The organism is Paenirhizobium selenitireducens ATCC BAA-1503 (genome assembly GCF_000518785.1).
Lineage (GTDB): Bacteria > Pseudomonadota > Alphaproteobacteria > Rhizobiales > Rhizobiaceae > Allorhizobium > Allorhizobium selenitireducens.
The window spans coordinates 61346-85624 of sequence record NZ_JAEG01000002.1 but is presented as its reverse complement, the minus strand read 5'-3'; the positions used below and the strand labels follow the sequence as shown (position 1 = coordinate 85624).

The 24279-nt window shown below is 63.5% G+C and carries 20 protein-coding genes and 2 tRNA genes; 13 read left to right on the top strand and 9 right to left on the bottom strand.

What is annotated here, in order from left to right:
- Positions 1-39: 39 nt before the first annotated feature.
- From sseA to L867_RS0104785, 4 genes are all read right to left on the bottom strand, one after another.
- Positions 40-1473 (bottom strand): 3-mercaptopyruvate sulfurtransferase, encoded by a 1434-nt coding sequence (sseA, locus tag L867_RS0104800; RefSeq protein WP_028735825.1) that lies wholly within the window; start codon positions 1471-1473, stop codon positions 40-42.
- Positions 1474-1493: 20 nt separating this feature from the next.
- Entirely contained in the window at positions 1494-2231 is a 738-nt protein-coding gene (locus L867_RS0104795) for an alanyl-tRNA editing protein (RefSeq protein ID WP_028735824.1), read from the bottom strand.
- A gap of 5 nt (positions 2232-2236) precedes the next feature.
- The gene (locus L867_RS0104790) at positions 2237-3277 is read right to left on the bottom strand and encodes a cysteine synthase A (protein ID WP_028735823.1); all 1041 of its coding nucleotides are present in this window, start codon (positions 3275-3277) and stop codon (positions 2237-2239) included.
- A 200-nt stretch (positions 3278-3477) separates the two neighbouring features.
- Positions 3478-4938, bottom strand: coding sequence for a cryptochrome/photolyase family protein (locus L867_RS0104785; RefSeq protein WP_028735822.1), 1461 nt, complete (start codon positions 4936-4938; stop codon positions 3478-3480).
- 291 nt (positions 4939-5229) lie between these two features.
- Between L867_RS0104785 and L867_RS0104780 the strand changes: the two genes are divergently transcribed.
- The gene (locus L867_RS0104780; protein ID WP_028735821.1) at positions 5230-6156 is read left to right on the top strand and encodes a diguanylate cyclase; all 927 of its coding nucleotides are present in this window, start codon (positions 5230-5232) and stop codon (positions 6154-6156) included.
- 120 nt (positions 6157-6276) lie between these two features.
- Here L867_RS0104780 and L867_RS0104775 read toward each other — a convergent pair whose 3' ends face one another.
- Together L867_RS0104775 and L867_RS0104770 are read right to left on the bottom strand one after the other, a co-directional pair.
- The gene (locus L867_RS0104775) at positions 6277-6501 is read right to left on the bottom strand and encodes a hypothetical protein (RefSeq protein ID WP_028735820.1); all 225 of its coding nucleotides are present in this window, start codon (positions 6499-6501) and stop codon (positions 6277-6279) included.
- Between the two features lie 148 nt (positions 6502-6649).
- A tRNA-Asn gene (locus tag L867_RS0104770) sits at positions 6650-6724 on the bottom strand.
- 160 nt (positions 6725-6884) lie between these two features.
- Here L867_RS0104770 and L867_RS0104765 point away from each other — a divergent pair.
- From L867_RS0104765 to exoR, 9 genes are all read left to right on the top strand, one after another.
- The gene (locus L867_RS0104765) at positions 6885-7172 is read left to right on the top strand and encodes a hypothetical protein (protein WP_037172625.1); all 288 of its coding nucleotides are present in this window, start codon (positions 6885-6887) and stop codon (positions 7170-7172) included.
- 139 nt (positions 7173-7311) lie between these two features.
- A tRNA-Cys gene (locus L867_RS0104760) sits at positions 7312-7385 on the top strand.
- A gap of 160 nt (positions 7386-7545) precedes the next feature.
- Positions 7546-7875, top strand: a complete 330-nt coding sequence (locus L867_RS0104750; RefSeq protein ID WP_028735818.1) for a hypothetical protein — start codon at positions 7546-7548, stop codon at positions 7873-7875.
- Positions 7876-8017: 142 nt separating this feature from the next.
- Positions 8018-8689, top strand: a complete 672-nt coding sequence (locus L867_RS0104745) for a protein-L-isoaspartate O-methyltransferase family protein (RefSeq protein WP_104368032.1) — start codon at positions 8018-8020, stop codon at positions 8687-8689.
- A 297-nt stretch (positions 8690-8986) separates the two neighbouring features.
- The gene (locus L867_RS0104740) at positions 8987-10327 is read left to right on the top strand and encodes a TolC family outer membrane protein (protein ID WP_051438866.1); all 1341 of its coding nucleotides are present in this window, start codon (positions 8987-8989) and stop codon (positions 10325-10327) included.
- A gap of 146 nt (positions 10328-10473) precedes the next feature.
- Positions 10474-11325 carry a PopZ family protein gene (locus L867_RS0104735; RefSeq protein WP_028735815.1) on the top strand — a complete coding sequence of 284 codons (852 nt, stop codon included), beginning with the start codon at positions 10474-10476 and terminating at the stop codon, positions 11323-11325.
- Positions 11326-11441: 116 nt separating this feature from the next.
- The gene (locus tag L867_RS0104730; RefSeq protein WP_028735814.1) at positions 11442-14282 is read left to right on the top strand and encodes a valine--tRNA ligase; all 2841 of its coding nucleotides are present in this window, start codon (positions 11442-11444) and stop codon (positions 14280-14282) included.
- A gap of 436 nt (positions 14283-14718) precedes the next feature.
- On the top strand, positions 14719-15876 hold the full coding sequence (locus L867_RS0104725) for an OmpP1/FadL family transporter (RefSeq protein ID WP_028735813.1): 1158 nt from the start codon (positions 14719-14721) through the stop codon (positions 15874-15876).
- Positions 15877-16421: 545 nt separating this feature from the next.
- Positions 16422-17216, top strand: a complete 795-nt coding sequence (exoR, locus tag L867_RS0104720; protein ID WP_028735812.1) for an exopolysaccharide production regulator ExoR — start codon at positions 16422-16424, stop codon at positions 17214-17216.
- A 79-nt stretch (positions 17217-17295) separates the two neighbouring features.
- On the opposite strand, the gene L867_RS0104715 is transcribed toward exoR, so the two are convergent.
- The gene (locus L867_RS0104715; RefSeq protein WP_051438824.1) at positions 17296-17937 is read right to left on the bottom strand and encodes a hypothetical protein; all 642 of its coding nucleotides are present in this window, start codon (positions 17935-17937) and stop codon (positions 17296-17298) included.
- Between the two features lie 181 nt (positions 17938-18118).
- Positions 18119-18904 carry an exodeoxyribonuclease III gene (xth, locus tag L867_RS0104710; RefSeq protein WP_028735810.1) on the bottom strand — a complete coding sequence of 262 codons (786 nt, stop codon included), beginning with the start codon at positions 18902-18904 and terminating at the stop codon, positions 18119-18121.
- A gap of 175 nt (positions 18905-19079) precedes the next feature.
- Between xth and L867_RS0104705 the strand changes: the two genes are divergently transcribed.
- A complete protein-coding gene (locus tag L867_RS0104705) occupies positions 19080-20582 on the top strand; it encodes a nucleobase:cation symporter-2 family protein (RefSeq protein ID WP_028735809.1) in 1503 nt (500 codons plus the stop codon).
- A 64-nt stretch (positions 20583-20646) separates the two neighbouring features.
- On the opposite strand, the gene erpA is transcribed toward L867_RS0104705, so the two are convergent.
- Positions 20647-20979: an iron-sulfur cluster insertion protein ErpA gene (gene erpA / locus L867_RS0104700; RefSeq protein WP_028735808.1), complete on the bottom strand. Its 333-nt coding sequence runs from the start codon at positions 20977-20979 to the stop codon at positions 20647-20649.
- Positions 20980-21183: 204 nt separating this feature from the next.
- On the opposite strand from erpA, the gene L867_RS0104695 reads away from it, so the two are divergent.
- Together L867_RS0104695 and argS are read left to right on the top strand one after the other, a co-directional pair.
- Positions 21184-22401, top strand: a complete 1218-nt coding sequence (locus L867_RS0104695) for a deoxyguanosinetriphosphate triphosphohydrolase (RefSeq protein ID WP_028735807.1) — start codon at positions 21184-21186, stop codon at positions 22399-22401.
- A 61-nt stretch (positions 22402-22462) separates the two neighbouring features.
- Positions 22463-24223: an arginine--tRNA ligase gene (gene argS, locus L867_RS0104690; protein ID WP_028735806.1), complete on the top strand. Its 1761-nt coding sequence runs from the start codon at positions 22463-22465 to the stop codon at positions 24221-24223.
- The last annotated feature ends 56 nt before the right edge of the window (positions 24224-24279 follow it).

Genomic DNA, 24279 nt, shown 5'->3' with positions numbered 1-24279 from the left:
CGGCGGCGCGATGCGCCGGCCGGGTTCAATGCGTCGGTCTCAGAGGGATGCGCCGTCGCGACGGATCATCTGCAGCAGTTCCGATTCGCTGATCGGATCGACGATCGCCTCGAAGGTCTCGACCGGCGAGAAGCCGAACTGCTGGTAGAGCTGCAGGGCGCGCGGATGGTCGAGCGTGTTGGTCATCACGGTGACCTTCTGCGGATTGAGCTGCCAGGCGGTATAGAGCGCCTGAAGCAGGAACCACTTGCCGATGCCAAGCCCGAGCGCGTGTTCGAACAGGCCGAAATACGACAGCTCGACAACCTCGTCGCTTTCCTGGGACAGTTCGAAGAAGCCGGCCGGAGCGCCGTTCACGTAGAGAACGGAAATCGTCACCTTCGGGCTGTGGATGATGGCCTTCAGCTCGCCGTCGGTCATGCGGATGCGCTGATACCAGTGCCAGCGCGCGCCGACCTGGCGGTGCAGGAAGCGGTAGAAGGGCAGCGGGATCTCGTGCGTGCGCATGATGGCGGTCTGGATGTTGACCGGCACGGCGAGGCTGGTCTTCGGCGGCGCGGTCATTTCGAGCCGCGTGACATGGGCGGTCAGCGGGCCGTGCGCCGTCGTGGGCACGGGCTCGGCCGGACCGGTCACCACCGGCGTGTCATCGCGTCCGCCCCATTCCGACCAAGAGCCGTCATAGAGCGAATTGTCGGTATGGCCGAGCGATTCCAGCGCCAGCGTGACGACGGCGGCGGTCACGCCCGAACCGCAGCTGGTGATGATCGGCTGGCTGAGATCGATGCCGGCCTCGGTGAAGATCGAGCGCAGCGTCGGCAGGTCCTTGAGATGGCCGTTTTCCGACAGCGAGGAGGCGGGCACGCTGCGGGCGCCGGGGATATGGCCGGAGCGCATGCCCTCGCGCGGCTCGGGTTCCTCGCCGGTGAAGCGGCCGGCCGGCCTCGCATCGGCGATCTGGCGCACGCCCTTGTCGGCGATGTCGCGCATTTCGTTGAACGAGGTCACGCGGCTGCGGGCGAAATCGAAATCGAAGGTGACGGGCGCCGGTTCCGGCAGGTCGGTCTGCAGCGGCCGGCCCTCGACCTTCCACGCGTCGATGCCGCCGTCGAGCACATAGACATTGCGGGCGCCCATGACGCGCAGCATCCACCAGGCGCGCGGCGCCGAGAAGAAGCCGGGGCCGTCATAGACGACGATCGTGTCGGTCACGGAAATGCCGAGCAGGCCCATTTCCTCGGCGAACTTCGCCGGCGAAAGCAGCGAATGCGGCAGGCCGGTGGTCTGGTCGGCAATCGCGTCCTGATCGAAGAAGACCGCGCCTGGAATGTGGCCGGAGGCGTATTCGACCGCGCCGTTGCGGTTGTGCGCGGGCAGGTACCAGGATGCGTCGACGATCCTGAACTCCGGTGCGCCGAGCTGTTTCTCCACCCAGTCGGCGGACACGACGAAACGGCTTCTCTCCGCAGGCATGCGCTTCTCCCAATACTCTGTCAGGCTGAGGCCTCCGGGGTGCCGAAACGAATGCGGAACCGACGGTTCTCCTTGCCTTTTTTCTCGATTCTGGCGATGTGAATCGCCCCGACCTCCTGGGTCTCGGAGACATGTGTGCCGCCGCAGGGCTGACTGTCAACGCTCGAATTCTCGCCGATGCACACCAGGCTGACGCGGCCCATGCCGATCGGCGGGCGGACATTCTTGGATTTGACGATGCCCGGATTGGCGGCCAGTTCCTCGTCCGTGATCCACTGGACGAAGATCGGATGGTTCTCGCCGACGAGCCGCATGAGGTCGGCCGTCACCTGATCCTTGTCGATGGTCTCGGCCATGTCGAAGTCGACGCGGCTCTCGTCCTCGCCGACGGCGGCGCCGGTAATGGGGTAGGGGCAGACGACCGACAGCAGGTGGCAGGCGGTGTGCATGCGCATCAGCTTGTAGCGCCGCGGCCAGTCGACGTGCAGCACCAGCGTCTCGCCGGGCTGCGGTACCGCCTGGCCTTCGGCCGGCTGGTGCAGGATGATGTCCTTGGTCTCGCCGTGGCGGGTGAGTGCTATCTCGATCTTCGAGCCGTCGGCACGCTCCAACAGGCCGGTATCGCCCGGCTGGCCGCCGGACGTGGCGTAGAAGCAGGTCTGGTCGAGCTCGATTGATCCGTCTTCGTGGATCCGGGTGACCGTGCCCTCCGCAGTGGCGAGGTAGAAATCGTCGCGGTAGAGGGCAGTGGTCGGCATGGGTCTCACTCGGTCGGTTCGAAGGGCACCGCGTAGTCGGTTTTCTTCTCGATCCAGGCCGGTATCGGCAACTGCTTGGAGCGCAGGAAGTCCGGATTGAAAAGCTTGGACTGGTAGCGGTTGCCGTAGTCGCAAAGCACGGTGACGATGGTATGCCCCGGTCCGAGGTCGCGCGCAAGGCGAATGGCGCCGGCGATGTTGATGCCGGACGAGCCGCCGAGGCACAGGCCCTCGTTTTCCACCAGGTCGAACACGATGTCGAGCGCTTCGGCATCGGGGATCTGGTAGGCGTAGTCGGGCGTGAAGCCTTCGAGATTGGCGGTGATGCGGCCCTGGCCGATGCCCTCGGTGATCGAGGAGCCGGACGATTTCAGTTCGCCGTTCTTGTAGTATTCGTAGAGTGCGGCCCCCTCCGGATCGGCGATGCCGATCTTGACCTCGGCTTTCAGGCGGCGAAGGCCCATGCCGGTGCCGGCCAGCGTGCCGCCGGAGCCCACCGCGCAGATGAAGCCGTCGACCTCGCCGCCGGTCTGGTCGAAAATCTCGCGGGCGGTGGTGGCGATATGGGCGTCACGGTTGACGGTATTGTCGAACTGGTTGGCCCAGATCGCACCGTTCGGCTCGCTCTTGGCCAGTTCGGCAGCAAGCCGACCGGACAGCTTCACGTAATTGTTCGGGTTCTTGTAGGGAACGGCCGGAACCTCGACCAGCTCGGCGCCAAGCAGCCTCAGCGCGTCCTTCTTTTCCTGGCTCTGCGTTTCCGGGATGACGATCACGGTGCGATAGCCGAGCGCCTTGGCGACCAGCGTCAGGCCGATGCCGGTATTGCCCGCGGTACCCTCCACGATCACGCCGCCGGGCCGCAGCAGGCCGCGCCGCTCGGCGTCGCGGATGATGAAGAGGGCTGCGCGATCCTTGACGGACTGGCCCGGATTGAGGAACTCCGCCTTGCCGAGGATGGTGCAGCCGGTCGAATGGGACGCGCCCTTCAGCCGGATGAGCGGCGTGTTGCCGATCGCCTCGAGAACGGATGGATGGAATGTCATCGGATCTGCCTTCTCTTTGCCAGAAGATTAAGCGGCGACTTTTCCGGGCACAAGCGGCCATTGGCAAGGAAACGGTTTTCAACCTTTCGACGGCTGGGGGAAAACCATGCCAGACGTCAGCCCGGGTCGCCGGGCGCGGCTGGTCGATAGCGGCGGCGATGACGGTCCGGCCGGCAAGGACATGCAGGAGCTGTGGTGGTTCAGGCCGCGTCGTCCGGCCGCGGCAGCGCCTGGTAGGCCGCCATGGCCCGGTTGCGGGCGAGCTTGTGGTCGACGATGGGCAGCGGATAGTTGCCGCCGAGCGTCACCCCCGCTTGCGCCAGGACGCCTGGCGGCGCGTCGAACGGCTTGTGAATGAAGCTGGCGTCGAGCCCGGCGAGTTCCGGCACGAAAGTGCGGACGTAATCGCCGTTGACGTCGAATTTCTCGCCCTGGCTCACCGGATTGAAGATGCGGAAGAAGGGGGCGGCGTCGGCGCCCGATCCCGCGACCCATTGCCAGCTTGCCGCGTTCGAGGCCGGATCGGCATCGACCAGCGTGTCGCGGAACCAGCGCTCGCCGGCGCGCCAGTCTAGCATCAGGTCCTTGATCAGGAAGGAGGCGACGATCATGCGCACGCGGTTGTGCATCGTGCCGTGCCGCCAGAGCTGGCGCATGCCGGCATCGACGATCGGATAGCCGGTCTGGCCGCGCTGCCAGCGCTCCAGCCGGTCCGGCGCATCCTGCCAGGGAAAGGCGTCGAAGCGCGGGTTCCAGTTCTTCGTGGCGAGGTCGGGGAAATGGAAGAGCAGGTGATAGGAGAAGTCGCGCCAGGCGAGCTCCTTGCGGAAATGGACGACGTCCTCGGCCGGCACCCGGTCGGTGAGCCCGCGCGTTGCGTGCCAGACGCTGGCGGGCGAGATTTCCCCAAGCGCCAGATGGGGGGAGAGCATGGAGGTGTTGGGCAGGGCCGGAAAGTCGCGGTGCGACTTGTAGCCGGCTATGCCGCAATCGACGAAGCGGATGAGCTTTTCGCGTGCCCCCGCTTCGCCCGGCGTCCAGATGTCGGAGAATTCGGCCGCCCAATCCGGCTTTTCGGGCGTCAGGCGCCAGCTTTCGATCCGGTCGCTGCGCGGCCAGCGATCCGGCGTGGCAAGGCGCTGCGGGGCAGGGACGGGCTCCGGCGGTTCGCCGGAGGCCTCGAGCGCGCGCCAGAAGGGCGTGTAGACCCGGTAGGGGCCACCGGCGCCGGTCTTCAGCCGTGTCGGTTCGTGCAGGAGCTGGCTGGCGAAGCTGCGTACCGTGATCCCGCTGCGGATCAGGTCTTCCTTCAGCGCGCAGTCGACGGCGATGCCGGGCGGATCATAGCGGCGGTTCCAGAATACCCTGTCGGCTTCGGTCTCGGCGATCAGCGCACCAAGGACGGCGTCGGCCGGTCCGCGCTTGAGGATGAGTCGGCTACCGACCCGCTCGAGGGCGTGGTGAAGGGCTTGCAGGGAATGGTGCAGCCACCAGGCCTGTGCGGCACCGAGCGGGCCGTTGCCCGCCTCAGAGGGCTCCAGGATATAGACGGGGATGATCGGCCTGCCGCACTCTGCCGCGCAGGTCAGCGCCGCATTGTCTTCGAGCCGCAGGTCCTTGCGGAACCACAAGATGATGGGTGTGCTCCCGGAATTCGTCATCATACTTCACCATGCTGCATGCGTCTTGAAAGGCCTTACGTTTGAAAGCCCCCTCAGGATCACGTTGCAGCCCGACAAAGTGCATAGGTCAGTCGGCCGAGGAGTGAAAGCCACCCCGGCTCGGGCCGGTCGCGCGCGGCTGGAGAAGAGAATGCCGACGCAGAGAAAAATATCGAAATATCGCAATATTCGCGAGTCCTTCACCTTAGGGAAACCTGACCCGCGCTAGACTTTGCCGAATGGGCATGGCGCCGGGATGCGCCGGGCGGTTGGAATACCCGGGAGGTGAGGATGGTAATCCCCAACATATCCGACGAGTTCATGCGGATCGCGCTCAGGGAGCTCGAGCAGGCCTCGTACCACCACGAACAATGGGCCGAAAAGCTGCACGGCACTCTCATCTGCCGGGCCGTGCCGGAAGAGGCGGACCTGGGGCCCGATGCCCACTGCCGGTGCCGCTTCGGCCAATGGTATTACCAGACCGGATCGATCGCCCTCAAGAACCATCCCGGCTTTCACGAGATCGGCATCGAGCATGAACGCATGCACAAATGTGCGGCACACCTGCTTCGATCGTCAACGGACGGCGGCGTGGTGGCGCGTGCGGATTACGAGCGGTTCGTCGGCGCGCTGAAGCGCATGAACCTCGAAATGTCGAACGTCAGGGACGAGCTTCAGAGAGCCTTGTTCAATCTCGATCCCCTGACGGGAGCGCCGAGCCGCATCGGCATGCTGACCGCCCTTCGCGAGCAGCAGGAATATGTCCGGCGCAGCCATCACTGCGTCGTCGCCATGCTCGATCTCGATCACTTCAAATCGATCAACGACAATTACGGCCACATGGTCGGCGACACGGTTCTGGTCGAGGTCGCGCGCTGGGTCATGGCGCACCTGCGGCCCTACGACAAGATATACCGATACGGCGGCGAGGAATTTCTCATCTGCCTGCCGGAGACCGACGCTGCGACCGGCTACGACATCCTCAACCGCTTCATCGCCGGGATCGCCGCCCTGCCGTTTTCCGTCGAAGGCAAGGATGGATTCCGCGTCACGGCTTCCGTCGGTCTCGCCGATCTCGGCGCGCACATGCCCGTCGAGCGGTCGATCGAACGCGCCGACCGGGCGCTGTACCTCGCCAAGGGGCAGGGGCGGAACCGGGTCGTGCTGTGGGAAGCGTCCATGGACGAAATGCCGGCCGAGCGCGAACGCTCGGCCTAGGCACGGCGCGCGCAGCCTTGCCGTCGGCCATGCCGCGGGGGCTTGCGACGAGAGCAAGCGGCGGCAGGCGCCGCCGCACTTTACTGTTGGAAAGATGAGAACCGCCGGTCGATGCCGCCGTCAGGAGGCGGCGGCGATCTTCGGCGACGGTCTGGTCTCGCCCTTGATCATCTGCATGATCTCGGCGGCACTTTCCCGGACATAGAGGCGGTGGAGTTTTTCGGCGACGGGCGCCGTCGTCAGCAGGCAGGTGTATTTCTCACGCTCGTACCAGCGGAAATCGACGACATTGTCCATGTTCACGAAGAAAGGGAAACCGTCCCCGTCATGAAGCTGGAGCCACATATGAATTTTCTCCTGATCGCAATCAATATCCGGGCTTGATATCAGGCAAAAATGAAGAGCGGGTTTCGCCGGGGCACAAGACCTGACGACGGGCAGGGCAGAATACGAAAAAGGCCCGCGCTTGTTCAGCGCAGGCCTTTGAATGAGATGGCTCCCCGGGCCGGATTCGAACCGGCGACCTGTCGATTAACAGTCGAATGCTCTACCGCTGAGCTACCAGGGAACAGCCGCTTGCGGCGGTGTGAGCGGGGTAATACAAATGCCCGGTCGATTTGCCAAGCGATTTTTCAAAAAAAATGTGACACGCTTGTTTTATCCTGTGGGGATCCCATCTTCTGGCGGATCGAAAAGCGAGCCGGGGCCCGGATTCGCAAGGGATTTGCATGACCACGCCCAAACGCAAACATTATATCGACGCCAAGCGCGGACGCATCGTTCTCGGCCGCTTCGAACTGCCGTTTCCGCGCAGCAAGCTCGGCCGCGTCGCCACCGGTTCCGCGCTGGTCGGCGGCGGACTTCTCGGCTTCCTGCCCGTCCTGGGGTTCTGGATGGTGCCGCTCGGGCTCTTCGTCCTCTCCCATGATCTGGCTTCGGTGCGCAGGCGGCGCCGTCGCCTGGCGATCTGGTGGCGCAAGCGCTATCCGGCGGTCAACCGCGCCGGCAAGCATTGAGGCGGCATCGCGCACGGGGTGCGAGCGCATTCATGGCGCGCCATTCGCAAAAATTAGAGGGCGAAGGCGGCAAGCCCCTTGCGCTCCTTCTCGATCCGTTCTAAACGCCGCCCACCACTCGCTTTTTAAGCATACGGACGGCCTCGTGGCGGAGTGGTTACGCAGAGGACTGCAAATCCTTGCACCCCGGTTCGATTCCGGGCGAGGCCTCCACTCTCCCCCTTCCACAAGACATTCCGGCCCGGCTCAGCGGCCAAAACTGTGCCGATCGCCCTTGATGGCGGTATAGACACAAATTTGGCCGATCCGGCCCGTTGCGTACGCCCGGCGCTCCGCTAAAGCGGCTCCATCATCCCACTGGAGGAGCCCATCCATGCGCCATTTCGCTTCTTTCGCCCTGATTGCCGCCGCCGTTCTTGCGCCTGTTACGGCCAGCGCCGAAAACCTGACCTTCAAGCTGGAGAACAAGACGTCCTACATGATCGTCAAGTTCTACGCGACGCCGGTCGGCGGCAATGGCAAGCGCGTCGAGCTTCTGAACAAGAAGGGCCTGTGGGCCGGCAAGTCGCGCAGCTTTACGCTTGCCGATGACGGCGATGCCTGCGTCTTCACCACCCGCGCGGTGTTCGAGGACGACAGCTTCTACGACGTGACCAACAAGGTCGATTTCTGCGAGTCGGACGTCTACACCATCGAGGAGTGAGGTCGGCGGGCGAAGGGGCAGGGACTCTGCTCGACCTTCGTCGTGGCGATATTCTGTTGCCATCGCCACGACTCTTCTTGAAAGCCGTCCTGTGGCCAATTAAGACAGCTGACACAAACCGGCCGGAAGTGGGACGACTGACATGATGGATTTTGCCGCAGCACGCATCAAGATGGTGGACAACCAGATTCGCACGACCGACGTCACGTCGCACTCGGTGCTGAACGCATTCCTCTCGGTGCCGCGCGAGGCCTTCGTCCCGGCGAACCTGCGTCCGCTCGCCTATATCGACGAGGACATGCAGATCGCGGAAGCCGCCAACGGCCAGCCGGCGCGCTACATCATGGAGCCGTCGCCGCTCGCCAAGCTGTTGCAGCTCGGCGCCATCACCAAGGACGACCTTGTCCTGGAAATCGGCTGCGGCGCCGGCTACACCGCCGCCCTCCTGTCGCAGATCGCCGGGTCGGTGGTCGCCGTCGAATGCGACGAATCGCTGGCCGCCAAGGCGACCGCGACGCTCGCCGACCTCGGCTACGACAATGTCGCCGTCGTCACCGGCGATCTGGAGAAGGGCTATGCGGCCGAAGCGCCCTACGACCTGATCTTCATCAATGGCGCCGTCGAGGAGATCCCGCAGGGCCTGCTCGACCAGCTGCGCGAAGGCGGCCGTCTGGTCGCCGTCGTCGGCTACGGCAATGCGGCCCGCGCCCGCGTCTACATCCGCCACGGCGCCAACGCCTCGTTCACGGAATTCTTCAACGCCGCTCTGAAGCCGCTCCCGGGCTTCCGCAAGGCCGCCGAGTTCGTATTCTGAGCGCTTGAGCCTGCGGCATTTTATCCGGGGACGGCGCTGTCCCCGGAATTGATTTAATCAGTTGCGAATGAAAATGTTGCCGTTGAGCAACGTCCAGGCGGTTTCGCCGGTGCGGATCGGCCTTGCCGTTGCAGCCGAAGCCGCGCCGGGTCATCTAGTATCGGGAAGTGTCAACGCATCCGCATATGCGTTGTTCCAAAGGGCGGACTGCAGTCAAAGCCGAACCGGCCCTATCTAGATGTGGAGTGACTTGTGTCGATCATTCGGAAAACCGTTCTCGCCGCCGCAATCGCGCCCATGCTCATCCTGCTCGCCGGGCAGGCTTCGGCGGAGACGCTGTCCGGCGCCATGGCCAAGGCCTACGAGAACAATCCGGATCTCAATGCGGTCCGCGCGGCGCTGCGCGCCACCGATGAGAACGTCACCATTGCCAAGGCCGGCATGCGGCCGCAGATCTCCGGTTCCGCTTCGGCCAGCAGCATCCGCATCACTGATATCACCGCGCCGCCCAGCCCGGACTTCGGCTACAACACCCAAAGTGTCGGCATTTCGATCACCCAGCAGATTTTCGACGGCTTTCAGGCGCTGAACAATGTCCGCGCTGCCGAGGCCGGCGTTTACGCCAGCCGCGAGAGCCTGCGCGCCCAGGAAATCTCCATCCTGCTCGCCGCCGCCCAGGCCTATGCCGACGTGGCGCGCGACCAGCAGATCGTCGTGATCCGCAAGCAGAACCTGGCCTTCCTCCAGGAACAGCTGAATGCCGCCAACGCCCGCCTGGAAGTCGGCGAGGGGACCCGCACCGACGTCAGTCAGGCTGAAGCCCAGCTGGCCGGTTCGCAGGCGCTGCTCGCCGCCGCGATCTCTCAGCTGAAGCAGAGCGAAGCGACCTATGTGCAGGTGGTCGGCGAGGCGCCCAAGGGGATCAAGCAGCCGTCGCCGGCGGCCAAGGCCCTGCCGCCGAGCGTCGATGCGGCCATTGCCATCGGCATCCGCGAACATCCTTTTGTCCTGGCGGCGCTCCATGCGGTCGACGCCGCCGGCTACCAGGTGAAGTCCGCCGAAGGCACGCTGCTGCCGGGCGTCGTGATCCAGGGCAATGTCTCGCGCAACTGGACGAACGAGCCGCCGTCCTACTCGAATTCGGACGCGACTTCCGCCACCGTCTCGGCCCAGCTGAAAATCCCGATCTATCAGGGCGGTGCGGAATACGGCAACATCCGCAAGGCCAAGGAGACGCTCGGCGAACAGCGCATCAAGGTGGATTCCGCCCGCGCCAGCGTGCAGCAGCATGTGACCTCCGCCTATGCGCAGATGGAAGCGGCCACCTCGGCGATTTCTGCTGCCCGAAAGCAGCTGTCCGCCGCCAATCTGGCGCTGCAGGGCGTGATCGAGGAGCGCAATGTCGGCCAGAAGACCACGCTCGACGTGCTGAATGCCCAGCAGACCGTGCTGGACGCCAAGGAGAGCCTTGTCAGCTACCAGCGCAATTCGGTCGTGGCGAGCTACAGCGTGCTGGCCGCCTCGGGCCGGCTGACCATCCAGAGTCAGGGGCTCGACGTGGCGGAATACCGCTCCGAGGACCACTACGAGGCGGTCAAGGACGCCTGGTTCGGCCTGCGCACGGTGGATGGCCGGTAATTCGCCGAGCGTCCAACAAAGCTGTGTACCAGTCGGAATTAGTTGGTTCGGCGTGATTTTTTTCAACGAGCGAGTATCCTAAGGTGATTCGAAATCGGCCCGGCTTTCTGCCTTCGGCCGCTTATCGGGGATCAACGGGGATGAATATGGCCCAGCCAAGTGTAGCGCGTGAACCGTCCATGGAAGAGATCCTGGCCTCGATCCGCCGGATCATCGAAAGCAATGATCCGGGCGGCAATCAGTCGGTCTCCTCCACGCTTCCTCCGGTCTACGACGATGAGGACGAGGTCGACGGCGATATCCGGCTGACCATCGATGACGAGGATACCTATGCGGCCGCCGAAATGGTGGCGGCAAACGACGCCGGCCCCGCCAATGCGGCAGCAGCCATTGCCGCATCGGTTGTCGCCGATCCCGAAAAGGCCCGCAACATCTCGCTCGCCGATCTCGCCGCACGGGTTCGCTCGGCGTCCGAACGGGTCGAGCGGCCCGCTCTTTCGGACGTCGCTTCCGCCGAGATCTCTGCGCCGGCCCCGCGTGCCGAAAGCCCGATGATGACCGGCCGCATGGCGGAACTGCGTGCCGCGATGCCGCGCCCGGCCGAACCGCGGGTCGAGATGCCGGTCATGCCGCAGCCGGAAGCCTCGATCGATGACGAAGAGTTCGAAGCCGCCGCCATGGCCGATGTCGAAGCAGCAACCGCGTTTGCCCCGCAGGCCCCCGCTGCACTCGAGCCTGTGTCCGCCGGACCGGCTCGCGCCGAGCATGGCCAGGACCTCAAGGCGCTGGTCTCTGCCGCGACGATCGAACAGGTGTCGCGCTCGTTCGGAGAACTGACCGCCGCCATCGACGGTCAGCAGCGCCGCTCGCTCGACGAGATGGCCGAGGAAATGCTGCGGCCGATGCTGCAGGAATGGCTGGACGACAACCTGCCGACGCTGGTCGAACGCCTCGTGCGCGAAGAAATCGAACGGGTGGCGCGCGGTCCGCGCCGCTGATTTCACACACCTCCCGGCACATGGGCCGCTCCGTCGCCGGGGCGGCTTTTTTATTGACTCACAATCGGCCATCCTATTTACCAAGCTGCAACAAGAACCCCGAAGTGTGGTCCAAAATGCTCGAAAAGACCTACGATTCCGCCGCCGTCGAACCGAAAATCGCCAAGGCCTGGGAAGAGGCGGACGCGTTTCGCGCCGGCGCCAATGCCAAGCCCGGCGAGGATACGTTCACCATCGTCATCCCGCCGCCGAACGTCACCGGTTCGCTGCACATGGGGCATGCGCTCAACAACACGCTGCAGGACATCATGATCCGCTTCGAGCGGATGCGCGGCAAGGACGTGCTGTGGCAGCCGGGCATGGACCATGCCGGCATCGCCACCCAGATGGTCGTCGAGCGCAAGCTGATGGAGACGCAGCAGCATCGGCGTGCGATGGGACGCGAGGCCTTCATCGAGAAGGTCTGGGAATGGAAGGACGAATCGGGCGGCCTGATCTTCAACCAGTTGAAGCGCCTCGGCGCCTCCTGCGACTGGTCGCGCGAGCGCTTCACCATGGACGAGGGCCTGTCCGAGGCGGTTCTTGAAGTCTTCGTCACGCTCTACAAGCAGGGCCTGATCTACAAGGACAAGCGCCTGGTCAACTGGGACCCGAAACTGCTGACGGCGATCTCCGATCTGGAGGTCGAGCAGGTCGAGATCAATGGCAATCTCTGGCATCTGCGCTATCCGCTGGAAGACGGCGTGACCTACCAGCATCCGGTCGCCTTTGACGAAGAGGGCAAGCCGACCGAATACGAGACGCGCGACTATCTGGTCGTTGCGACGACGCGTCCCGAAACCATGCTCGGCGACACCGGCATTGCCGTCCATCCCGACGACGAACGCTACAAGGCGATCGTCGGCAAGCATGTCATCCTGCCGATCGTCGGGCGCAAGATTCCGATCGTCGCCGACGAATATCCGGACCCGACCGCCGGCACCGGCGCCGTCAAGATGACGCCGGCCCATGACTTCAACGACTTCGAGGTCGGCAAGCGGGCAGGGCTGCGCGCCATCAACGTGCTGACCATCGAAGGCCGGGTAGCGATCGTCGGTGACGAGGACTTCCTTGAGGGCCTTTCGCCCAACCGCGAGCACGAAATGGTCTGGGCTGAGCTCGAGGGCATGGACCGCTTCGCCGCGCGCAAGAAGGTCGTCGAGATCCTCGAAGCAGAAGGCCTCGTCGACAAGATCGAACCGCACAAGCACATGGTGCCGCATGGCGACCGCGGCGGCGTGCCGATCGAGCCGCGGCTGACCGAGCAATGGTATGTCGACGCCAAGACGCTGGCCAAGCCGGCGATCGAGAGCGTCCGTTCGGGCCGCACCAAGTTCGTGCCGAAGAACTGGGAAAAGACCTATTTCGAATGGATGGAGAACATCCAGCCGTGGTGCGTCTCGCGCCAGCTGTGGTGGGGTCACCAGATCCCGGCCTGGTATGGTCCGGACGGCCAGGTCTTCGTCGAGAAGACCGAGGAAGAGGCTCTCGACGCCGCCGTCCAGCATTATCTGGCGCATGAAGGACCGTGGAAGGCCTGGGTCCAGGAAAAGCTCGAAAATTTTGCTCCCGGCGAGATCCTGACCCGTGACGAGGACGTGCTCGACACCTGGTTTTCCTCGGCGCTCTGGCCGTTCTCGACGCTCGGCTGGCCGGGCGACACACCGGAACTGGCAAAATACTATCCGACCGACGTTCTGGTCACCGGTTTCGACATCATCTTCTTCTGGGTCGCCCGGATGATGATGATGGGCCTGCACTTCATGAAGGACGAGGCCGGCAATCCGGTCGAACCCTTCCATACCGTCTATGTGCATGCGCTGGTCCGCGACAAGAACGGCCAGAAGATGTCGAAGTCGAAGGGCAATGTCATCGATCCGCTGGAACTGATCGACGAATACGGCGCCGACGCGCTGCGCTTCACGCTGGCCATCATGGCAGCGCAGGGCCGCGACGTGAAGCTCGATCCGGCCCGCATCGCCGGCTACCGCAATTTCGGCACCAAGCTGTGGAACGCCACGCGCTTCGCCGAAATGAACGGGGTGAAGAGCGATCCGCACTTCCTGCCGGAAGCGACCACGCTCGCCATCAACCGCTGGATCCTCACGGAACTGGCGCGCACCGAGCGCGACGTGACGGAAGCAATCGCCGGTTTCCGTTTCAACGAGGCCGCCGGCAGCCTCTATCGCTTCGTCTGGAACGGCTTCTGCGACTGGTATCTCGAACTGCTGAAGCCGGTCTTCGCCGGCGAGGACGAAGCCGCCAAGACTGAAGCCCAGGCCTGCGCCGCCTATGTGCTGGACGAGACCTACAAGCTGCTGCATCCGTTCATGCCGTTCATGACGGAAGAGCTGTGGGCGCATACGGCGGGAGAGGGCAAGACGCGCGACACGCTGCTGTGCCATGCCGCCTGGCCGGCGCCCGACTTTGCCGACGAACTGGCGGCGGCGGACATCAACTGGCTGGTCGATCTCGTGTCGGGCATCCGCTCGGTGCGCTCCGAGATGAACGTGCCGCCGGGTGCCGTCGCCCCGCTGGTCGTCGTCGGTGCAAACAGCGTCACGCGTGATCGGCTCGTTCACCACGAGGCCTCGATCAAGCGTCTTGCCCGGGTCGAGAGCATCACGCTCGCCGACGAAGCACCGAAGGGTGCTGCCCAGATCGTCGTCGGCGAGGCGACCGCCTGCCTGCCGCTCGGCACGCTGATCGACCTCTCCGCGGAGAAGGCCCGTCTGGAAAAAGCGATCGCCAAGGTCGAGCAGGAAATGGGCCGCATCGCCGGCAAGCTCGCCAACGAGAAGTTCGTCGCCAATGCCAATCCCGAGGTCGTCGCCGCCGAGCGCGAGCGCTACCAGGAACTGGAACAGCAGAAGGCAAGCCTGGATACCGCATTGAAGCGGGTCGTCGAGGCCGGCTGACGCAAATGCGGTGGCGCCTCGGGGGCGCCACCGCCTTCACCTGCCTCGCGGGTGATTCCTGGCGGAAATCGCCGATTCCTTGCTATCTAGGACTGTATTCGATCCGTGCTCGGCGGGCCTTTCGGGGCCTTTTTGGCACTTCTGGGGCATCGATTTCATCTATGCCGGACATTGTGACGTTGCACACACAAATTGATTTTTGTGGCATTCCTGCAACGGAGAATGCAGGAAATGGCAAACTATTCTATTTCTCTGCGATTTCTGTGCGAAAATCAGGAAAAATAATCCGAAAAGTGGCGCATCTTACGTGCGCGTAAGAGTGTTTACGTAAAAATTGAGACACATACCCGTGATTGGGGGTGGCGTCGCAAGATTGTCATTCCGCACGACGCAGCTACACTGCAAATCAGTGTTTTGCCAGAAATTGGGGAGAGAGATGGCAATGTATCTCAAGAAGACGGCTATTCTGTGTTTGCTCGGCGTAAGTGCGCTGGCAACGTCCGCGCATGCAGGCGGCTTCAGCCGAGGCGAAGCGGACACGGACATCCTTTATGAGGATGGCGATTATGTGATGCGGGCCGGTGCGGTCTATGTCTCGCCGAAGCGCCAGTTCGCGACGATCAACGGTGCGGACGCCACCGACGACCGCTACTCGCAGGATTACTGGATCCCGAGCCTGGCGGCGAAGTTCAAGGCAAGCGACAACTTCGCCTGCGCCTTCACCTATACCCAGCCCTTCGGTGCAGACGCCGACTACGGCGCCCAGGCCCAGATGGCGAGCCTGCTGGCCGGCGGTTCCGGCGCGAGCCACAAGGACTTCGTCACCAACGAATACGGCGCGACCTGCGACGTGAGCATGCAGGCCGGCAAGGGCCGCATTCATCTGCTGGGTGGCGTGTTCCTGCAGGATTTCGAATACACCGCGAACGCCTATGCCGGCGACCTGCATCTGCAGGACCATGCCGCTTACGGTTATCGCTTCGGGATCGGCTATGACATCCCGGAATATGCCATGCGCGCCCAGCTGATGTATCGCTCCGCCGTCGAGCACGATGCCGACGACGGTTCGTTCGACTGGAATCCAGCCGTGGCACCCTTCGGCCTTCAGGACGCCTTCGGCAGCGGCACGCTGCCGCAGTCCGTCAAGCTCTCCCTGCAGTCGGGCGTGGCTCCGGGCTGGATGGTGTACGGTTCGGTCAAGTGGACCGACTGGAGCGTCATGGACTCGCTCAACTACAGCATCGGCAATCCGATGGCCCCGGGCGGCTATCTGCCGCAGGAAGACATCTACAACTGGAAGGACGGCTGGACGATCAATGCAGGCGTGGCCCACGCCTTCAACGAAAAGATCGCCGGTACGGCCAGCGTTACGTGGGATAGCGGTGTCGGCACCGGCGCCGACATCTACAGCGACACCTGGACCTTCGGCGCTGGCGTTTCCGTCAAGGCCGGCCCGGGCGAACTGCGCTTCGGCGGTGCCGTCAGCTACCTGACTGAAGGCAGCCAGTCGACCGCGGACGACGCCGTCTACAACGCAACGGCAGATGGCGACTGGGCCTATGCCATTTCGGCGAACTACCGCATCACCTTCTGAGATCGATCGATCGAAGAGACTTTACGAGGGAGCCCGGCATGCCGGGCTCTTTTCGTATGGGGTGAGGGCTGCTCGCGAAAATGTGACGGATTTGCAACAGAAATTGAATCCTCGCTGGTGCCACGCTCAGCGGCCAATTTTGTCCATTTCCCGCCACAAACGAAGCGCAGCGATCATTGCATGAAACGTAGGGTGTCGTTTCGAGTAAGCGTGGCGTGAGTGGGCATGGGGCAGGTCGTCAGGAATTATCTCCAGAAATCAACCGCAACGGGTGTGCCCGAACGTTCGGGGGCGGCAAGTGACGCGTCCGGCGGCCGGAATTGGGGAATAGTCGCAGTCTTGCCCGAAAGCTCTCCTAGGCTCGATCTCGTTGCCGCTGATGAAGTGCTTGCCCTCGGCAAGGCGAAGGGCACCCGATCGTGGCGAAGCGATGAACCGGTTGTTCACGGTTTCGCGCTCAAATGTCTTACAGGCAAGGCTATGCCTTCTGTGTCGAACGGATGGATCGGCTGATGTCTGCGGTGTTGTGGAAGAAATACGGAATTATGCAGACAACAGACTGGAAGTCTCCGGCGACATTGCTTCTCTCCGCGTTCCTGCTCGTCATGACGGGCACCGCCGGACACGCCTTCGATATCAATTCCGGCGTGAGCAAGGAATCCGGCCCTTTCGATCTCTTCAAGTTTGGCTTCAAGGCTTACAAGAATGGCCAGAAGCAGGACGCCGTCGAAGCCTATCGCTACGCCGCCGAAAAGGGCCACACCGGTTCCCGCTGGGCGCTTGCCAACATGTATGCCGACGGCGATGGCGTGGTCGAGGATGATTTCGAGGCCTTCAAGATCTATGCCGAGATTGCCAGCCAGGGCGTCGAGCCCGGTTCCGAGGATACCGGCTTCTTCGTCAATGCACTGCTGTCGCTCGCCCGCTACTACCGTCAGGGCATTCCCGGCAGCCCGGTGAGCAGCGACCTCACCCAGGCCCGCCAGCTCTATTTCCAGGCGGCCTCGACCTTCGGCGTGCCGGAAGCGCAGTTCCAGCTGGCGCGTATGATCCTGGCCGGCGAGGGCGGCAAGAGCAATGTCCAGCAGGCCAAGAAGTGGCTCAATCTCGCCCGCAAGAGCGGCCATCCCGGCGCCATGTCGGTGTTCGGCAACGTGTTGTTCCAGGAAGGGCAGACCGTGCGCGGGCTCGCCTTCCTGACCGCGGCGCTGGACAATTGTCCGCCCAAGGATTGCGGCTGGATGCAGGAGCTGCAGGAGCAGGCCTTCTCCATTGCCAACGAGGAAGACCGCCGCGTGGCTGTGGCCCTTGCACCGCAGGTCTACAGCCAGACCGAATGAACAAGGACCGGCGAAACGCCGGACGTCCAGGGATCGATGAAGGCGCCGCTTGGGCGCCTTCGGCATTTCTGGCGGATCGTCAGGCGGCGCTGTCGGCCGTCGTCGCCGGCCACGTCACATAGACATAGGTGCCGTCGACCGTGACCAGGCTGGCGCTCTCTCCGCTCGCCTTGTCGATATGTGCGCCGGCCTTGGTCAGTTCGTAGCCGCCGCTCTTGTCGCGGCTGAGCTGGGTCTTGAGGAAGCTGGACCAATCGCTGCGGCTGGTCTGCTCGGCGGTGCGGTCGGCCTTGTCGTCCGCGACGTCCCAGGCCTTGATCTTGCGGCCGTTGACCGCGTCGGTGACGGTGAGCGTGCCGGCTTCGAGCGCCTCCAGCATTTCCTTCGCCTTCAGCGCCCCGTCGCCCGAACTCTTCATTTCCACGAGCTTGGCCTTCAGGCCCTTCATGAACGAGGCGGTCTGGATGTCGTCCGAGATCGGCGCTTCCTCTTCGGTGCTGTCGTCCGCGCCGCCGGCGGCACCGATCGCGCGCAGCAGGCTGGTGTCATAGGTCTCGCTCTCCGCGTCGTCGCCTTGGCCGTAGTCGCGCATCAGGTTGTTGAGGGCGGAGGCATAGTAGTCGTCATTGCTGCTGCTGCCACTGGCCTGCTTCTCTTCCTTCAGGACCCTGAGGAAAATCTGGGTGCTCGCAAGCTGAGCTGAATTGATAGATGAAACCATTGAAATATCCCGCTTTGATCGTCGCCGGCGGGACGGGCGGCAGGACATGACTGTCCGTCGCTCGATTTCGAGACTCCCGCAGAGGCACGCACCGACATCTAGCGTCGGCGACTTGCCCAGACCTTGCCTTTAAGCGGGCTGCGTCGTGTGCAGTCGGCCGACGCGGGAGCTCGGGCCTCCGTCAGAAGGCGAAGACAGCCGCGACAGGGACGTGGTCCGATGGTTTTTCCCAACTGCGGACATGCTTTTCGATCGAAGCCGACAGCAGCCGGTCGCTGGCTTCCGGCGACAGCATCAGGTGGTCGATTCGGATACCGTTGTTCTTCTGCCAGGCACCGGCCTGATAGTCCCAGAACGAGTAGAGCAGCGGATCGTCGCTCGTGGCGCGCACCGCATCGGTCAGGCCGAGATTTTCCAGTCGGCGGAACGACTGGCGGGTCTTCGGCAGGAACAGGGCGTCGCCTTCCCACAGCCGCGGATCGCGGCAGTCGTGCGGTTCGGGAATGACGTTGTAGTCGCCGGCGAGGATCAGCGGCTCCTCGAGCGCGAGCCGGTCCTCGGTGAAGGCTTTCAGCCGTTCCATCCAGGCGAGCTTGTAGGGGTACTTGACCGGATCGTCCGGCGGATTGCCGTTCGGCAGGTAGAGCGAGCAGACCCGCACGACCCCGCCCTGAACGGAAAACACGGCCTCGATGAAGCGTGCCTGTTCGTCGCTTTCGTCGCCCGGCAGGCCGCGGTTGACCTCGTCCGGCTTGGCTTTGGACAGGATCGCCACGCCGTTGAAGCCCTTCTGGCCGTGCGTTTCGACATGATAGCCGAGCGCCTCGATCTCGAGCCGCGGAAAGCCTTCGTCGACGGACTTGATTTCCTGCAGGCAGACGACGTCCGGCGTCGAGCTTTTCAGCCATTCGCAGAGATTGGCGATGCGTGCCTTGACGCCATTGATGTTCCAGGTCGCGATCTTCATGGCGTTCATCCCTTCGTCTAGCCTCTACATAGCCGATGGCGCGGATTTTGCCATCGGCTTTTGCCGGCTTTTCGTCCGCGGCACTTTGACAACTCATGGTTTTGCGCATCATTCTCGCCGTGTGGGCCTGTTGGGGAGGGCGGGTCCGCGCATCAAGAAAAAGGGGACCAGCTCAATGTCTGAAAATACAACCAAGACCCACCCGGTCGACGAGGTGCTGCCGCTTTCGCGGCTTGCCGCACTCGGCCTCCAGCATGTTCTCGTCATGTATGCCGGGGCGATTGCCGTACCGCTCATCGTCGGACGCGCGCTCAAGCTGCCACCGGAAGACGTCGCCTTCCTGATCTCCGCCGATCTCTTCGCCTGCGGGATCGTCACGCTCATCCAGTCGTTCGGGCTCACGCAGTGGTTCGGGATCCGGCTGCCCGTCATGATGGGCGTGACCTTCGCCTCGGTCGGTCCCATGGTTTCCATGGCCAACGTCAACGGCGGACCGGACGGTGCACGCCTGATCTTCGGCTCGATCATCGGCGCCGGCCTTGTCGGCATTCTGATCGCGCCGCTGGTCAGCCGCCTGCTGCGATTCTTTCCGCCCGTGGTGACCGGCACGATCATTCTCGTGATAGGCGTGTCGCTGATGCGCATCGGCATCAGCTGGATCTTCGGCAATCCCGTCGGGCCGACGGCGCCGAGCATTCTTGACCCGACCCATGCCAAGTGGCTCGAGGATGTAAAGGCGCTTGCCGCGACGGGGGCGGGGGGCATTCCCGAGATCCCGACCAAGCTCGCGCTCGCACCGAGCGTGCCGAACGCGGCCTATGCCCCGCTTTCGGGCATCGCCGTCTCGGCGATCGTCCTCGTGTCGATCCTTCTCATCGCCCGGTTTGCCAAGGGTTTCGTCGCCAATATCTCGGTTCTCCTCGGTATCGTCATTGGCGGGATCGTCGCGGCTGCCGCCGGCATGATGCATTTCGAAAAGGTGGCGAGTGCCGCCTGGTTCGCACCGATCATGCCCTTCCATTTCGGTGTGCCTATCTTCGATCCGGTCCTGATCGTCACCATGACGATCGTCATGGTGGTGGTGATGATCGAGTCGACCGGCATGTTCCTGGCGCTCGGGGACATGACGGGCAAGACCGTCACGCGGCCGATGCTCGCCGCAGGCCTGCGCACCGACGGTCTGGGCACCTTGATCGGCGGGATCTTCAACACGTTTCCCTATACGAGTTTCTCGCAGAATGTCGGCCTGGTCGGCGTGACGGGCGTGCGCTCACGCTTCGTCTGCGTGGTCGGCGGGGTTATTCTCGTGGTGCTGGGCCTGTTGCCGAAGATGGCCGCCCTCGTCGAATCGCTGCCGACGGTGGTTCTCGGCGGGGCCGGCCTGGTCATGTTCGGCATGGTCGCGGCAACCGGCATCCGCATTCTCTCGGCCGTCGACTTCAAGTCGACCCGCAACAATCTGTTCATTGTCGCGGTGTCGATCGGTTTCGGGATGATCCCGCTGGTCGCGCCGAACTTCAAGCAATGGATGCCGCACGCCATCCATCCGCTGATCGACTCCGGCATCCTGCTCGCCTCGATCGCGGCGGTGCTGCTCAACATCTTCTTCAACGGGGCATCGAAGACCTCGGATGCGGAGGTCCGTGAAGCGGCACTGGCTGCCGATGGCGGTCACTGAAGACGAAACGGCCGGCCCGGGCGCTTGCCTGGACCGGCCGGCTGAACAGGCGGGCGCAGCGTTTTCAGACAGAGAAGCTGGTGCCGCAGCCGCAGCTGGCGACCGCGTTCGGATTGTTGATCTGGAAGGACTGGCCGAGCAGGTTGTCGACGAAGTCGATCTCCGAGCCGGCCATGTAGACCAGCGACATCGGGTCGATCAGCAGGGTCGCGCCGTCGCGGCTCACCACCAGGTCGTCGGATTGCGGCCCCTGGTCGAGGTCGAACTTGTAGGAAAAGCCCGAACAGCCGCCGCCTTCGACGGTGACGCGCAGGGCGCTCTTGTCGGTTTCGCTGGAAACGATCTGGGCGATTCGCTTCGCCGCGGCTTGGGAAAGGGTGACGGTCTCGATGCTCATCTTGCCTCCTGACGGGTTCAAGGCCCGTGGAAAACTTCTGTAACGCCAGAAAATTCAACGTTCTGACACGTATGGGCGATAGATCGCCGTGGATATTGCCGGATGCCGGTCGCGCTCATGCTATAAGAGGCAAACCTTGCGGCATCGTTCGCTATAGGTATGAAGGCGAACCGGTGGCGTCAATGGGGAGCGGACAGGCGCGAAATGACGATTGACAAAAGTGCATTGGGTTTCGGTTCGGGCGAGCGGGCGATTTTTGCGACCGACCCCTGGACGACGCGCGGGCGGCTGTTTCCGGAGGGCGGCAGCCCGACGCGCTCCGACTTCCAGCGCGACCGCGACCGCATCGTTCATACGACGGCCTTCCGCCGGCTGAAGCATAAGACACAGGTCTTCATCGGACCCGACGGCGACCACTATCGCACACGCCTGACTCACACGATCGAGGTGGCGCAGATCGCCCGTGCGCTCGCCCGTGCGCTGAAGCTCGACGAGGATCTCGCCGAGGGCGTGGCGCTCGTGCACGACTTCGGCCACACGCCGTTCGGCCATACCGGCGAAGACGCGCTGCACGAGGTGCTGGCGCCCTATGGCGGCTTCGACCACAACGCCCAGTCGCTCAGGATCGTCACCAAGCTGGAGCGGCGCTATGCCGAATTCGACGGTCTCAACCTGACCTGGGAAACGCTGGAGGGGCTGGTCAAGCACAATGGCCCGCTGCTCACCAAGGCGGGCGAGGGGGCGCGCGGTCCGGTTCCGCAGCCTATCCTCGACTATTGCGAGCTGCACGACCTGGAACTGGCAAGTTATGCCGGCCTGGAGGCCCAGGTCGCGGCGATCGCCGACGACATCGCCTACAATACCCATGACATAGACGACGGCCTGCGCTCCGGCTATCTGAGCTTCGACATGCTGGAGGACGTGCCCTTTCTCGCCGGTCTGATGAAGGAGGTGCGCGATCGTTATCCGCATCTCGAACCAGACCGGTTCACCCACGAGATCATGCGCCGGCAGATCACCCGCATGGTGGAGGACGTGATCGGGGTCGCGCAGGCGCGTCTCGCCGCGCTCAGGCCGCAGAGTGCCGCCGATATCCGCGCCTCCGACCGGACGGTCGCGACCTTCTCCGACGAGATGGCCGAGACGGACCGGCAGATCAAGAAACTGTTGTTCAGCCGTATCTACCGCCATCCAGACATCATGCGCATTCGCGCCGGTGCGGCACAGATCGTCACCGACCTGTTCCACGCCTACATGGCTGATCCGGCGCTGATGAAAAGCCATTACTGGGTGAACCATATCGCCGGCCTGAACGAGCCGGCCAGGGCGCGCCATGTCGGCGACTATCTGGCGGGGATGACCGACACTTATGCGGTGCGTACCCACAGCGAGCTGTTTGACCGGACTCCCGATTTGCGATAGGCAGCGCAGCAATTCCACTCCATTTGCTGGCTTTGACAGCCGCTTGCGCGGGTACCACGACATGAACCTCTTCGCCGACTTCGAAACGAGAATCAAAAACGCGCTCGAGCAGATCGACAGCATCAAGGAGAAGCGCTCTTCGCTCGATTTCGGCCGTATCGTCGTCGAGCCGCCGCGCGATCCGAGCCACGGTGATGCCGCGACCAATGCCGCCATGGTTCTGGCCAAGGCGCTCGGCACCAATCCGCGGGCGCTGGCCGAGGTGATCGGCGACAAGCTCAAGGAAGACGGCGACATTGCCGAGGTGAGCGTGGCCGGCCCCGGCTTCATCAACATCCGCCTGTCGACCGGCTACTGGCAGCGCCTGCTGGCGACGATCATCACCGAGGGCACCGATTTCGGCCGCTCGACGCTCGGCAAGGACCGCAAGGTCAATGTCGAATATGTCTCGGCCAATCCGACCGGCCCGATGCATGTCGGCCATTGCCGTGGCGCCGTCGTCGGCGACGCGCTCGCCAACCTCCTCGCCTTTGCCGGCTATGACGTCGCCAAGGAATATTACATCAACGATGCCGGCGCCCAGATCGAGGTGCTGGCGCGTTCTGTGCTCCTGCGTTACCGCGAAGCGCTCGGCGAAAAGATCGGCGAGATCCCGGCGGGTCTCTATCCGGGCGACTATCTCGTGCCGGTCGGCCAGGCGCTGGCCGAGGAGTTCGGCACCCGGCTGCACAACATGCCGGAAGAGGAATGGATGGCGATCGTCAAGGAACGCGCCATCGACGCGATGATGGTGATGATTCGCGACGACCTCGCGACCCTCAACGTGCATCACGACGTGTTCTTCTCGGAGCGCACGCTGCACGCCAATGGCGCCGCCAAGATCCGCACCGCGATCAACGACCTGACCTTCAAGGGCCATGTCTATCGCGGCACGCTGCCGCCGCCGAAGGGCCAGCTGCCCGAGGACTGGGAGGACCGCGAACAGACGCTGTTCCGCTCGACCGAAGTGGGTGACGACATCGACCGGCCGCTGATGAAGTCGGACGGCAGCTATACCTATTTCGCCGCCGACGTTGCCTATTTCAAGGACAAGTTCGATCGCGGCTATTCCGAGATGATCTACGTGCTCGGCGCCGACCACGGCGGTTATGTGAAGCGGCTGGAAGCCGTGGCGCGGGCCGTCTCCGAAGGCAAGACCAAGCTGACGGTGCTTTTGTGCCAGCTGGTCAAGCTCTACCGCGACGGCGAGCCGGTGAAGATGTCGAAGCGTTCCGGCGACTTCGTCACCCTGCGTGAAGTGGTCGAGGAGGTTGGGTCCGACTCGGTTCGCTTCATGATGCTCTATCGCAAGAACAGCGAGCCGCTCGACTTCGACTTCGCCAAGGTGACGGAACAGTCGAAGGACAATCCGGTCTTCTACGTTCAGTATGCCCATGCGCGCTGCATGTCGATCTTCCGGCAGGCGAGGGAAGCCTTCCCAGACCTGGACCTCGAGGCGACCGATTTCGCTGGGGCCGTGGCCGGGCAGATCACCGATCCGACCGAGCTTCAGCTGATCGGCAAGCTCGCCGAATACCCGCGCGTCATCGAGGCGGCGGCCCAGTCGCAGGAGCCGCATCGGCTTGCATTCTACCTCTACGATCTGGCAAGCTCGTTCCACGCCCATTGGAACAAGGGCAAGGATTTGCCCGAATTACGCTTTGTTAACGATAAACAGAGACAATTGAGTATTGCCAGGCTTGGGCTGGTGCATGCTGTCGCCTCCGTTTTGAAGTCCGGTTTGTCTATTACCGGCACTGCAGCTCCGGTCGAAATGCGATAGTATCGTCACCATTTACCCACAATGCACTGGCAAGCGTCGAGTCGCGTAGGGTGAGT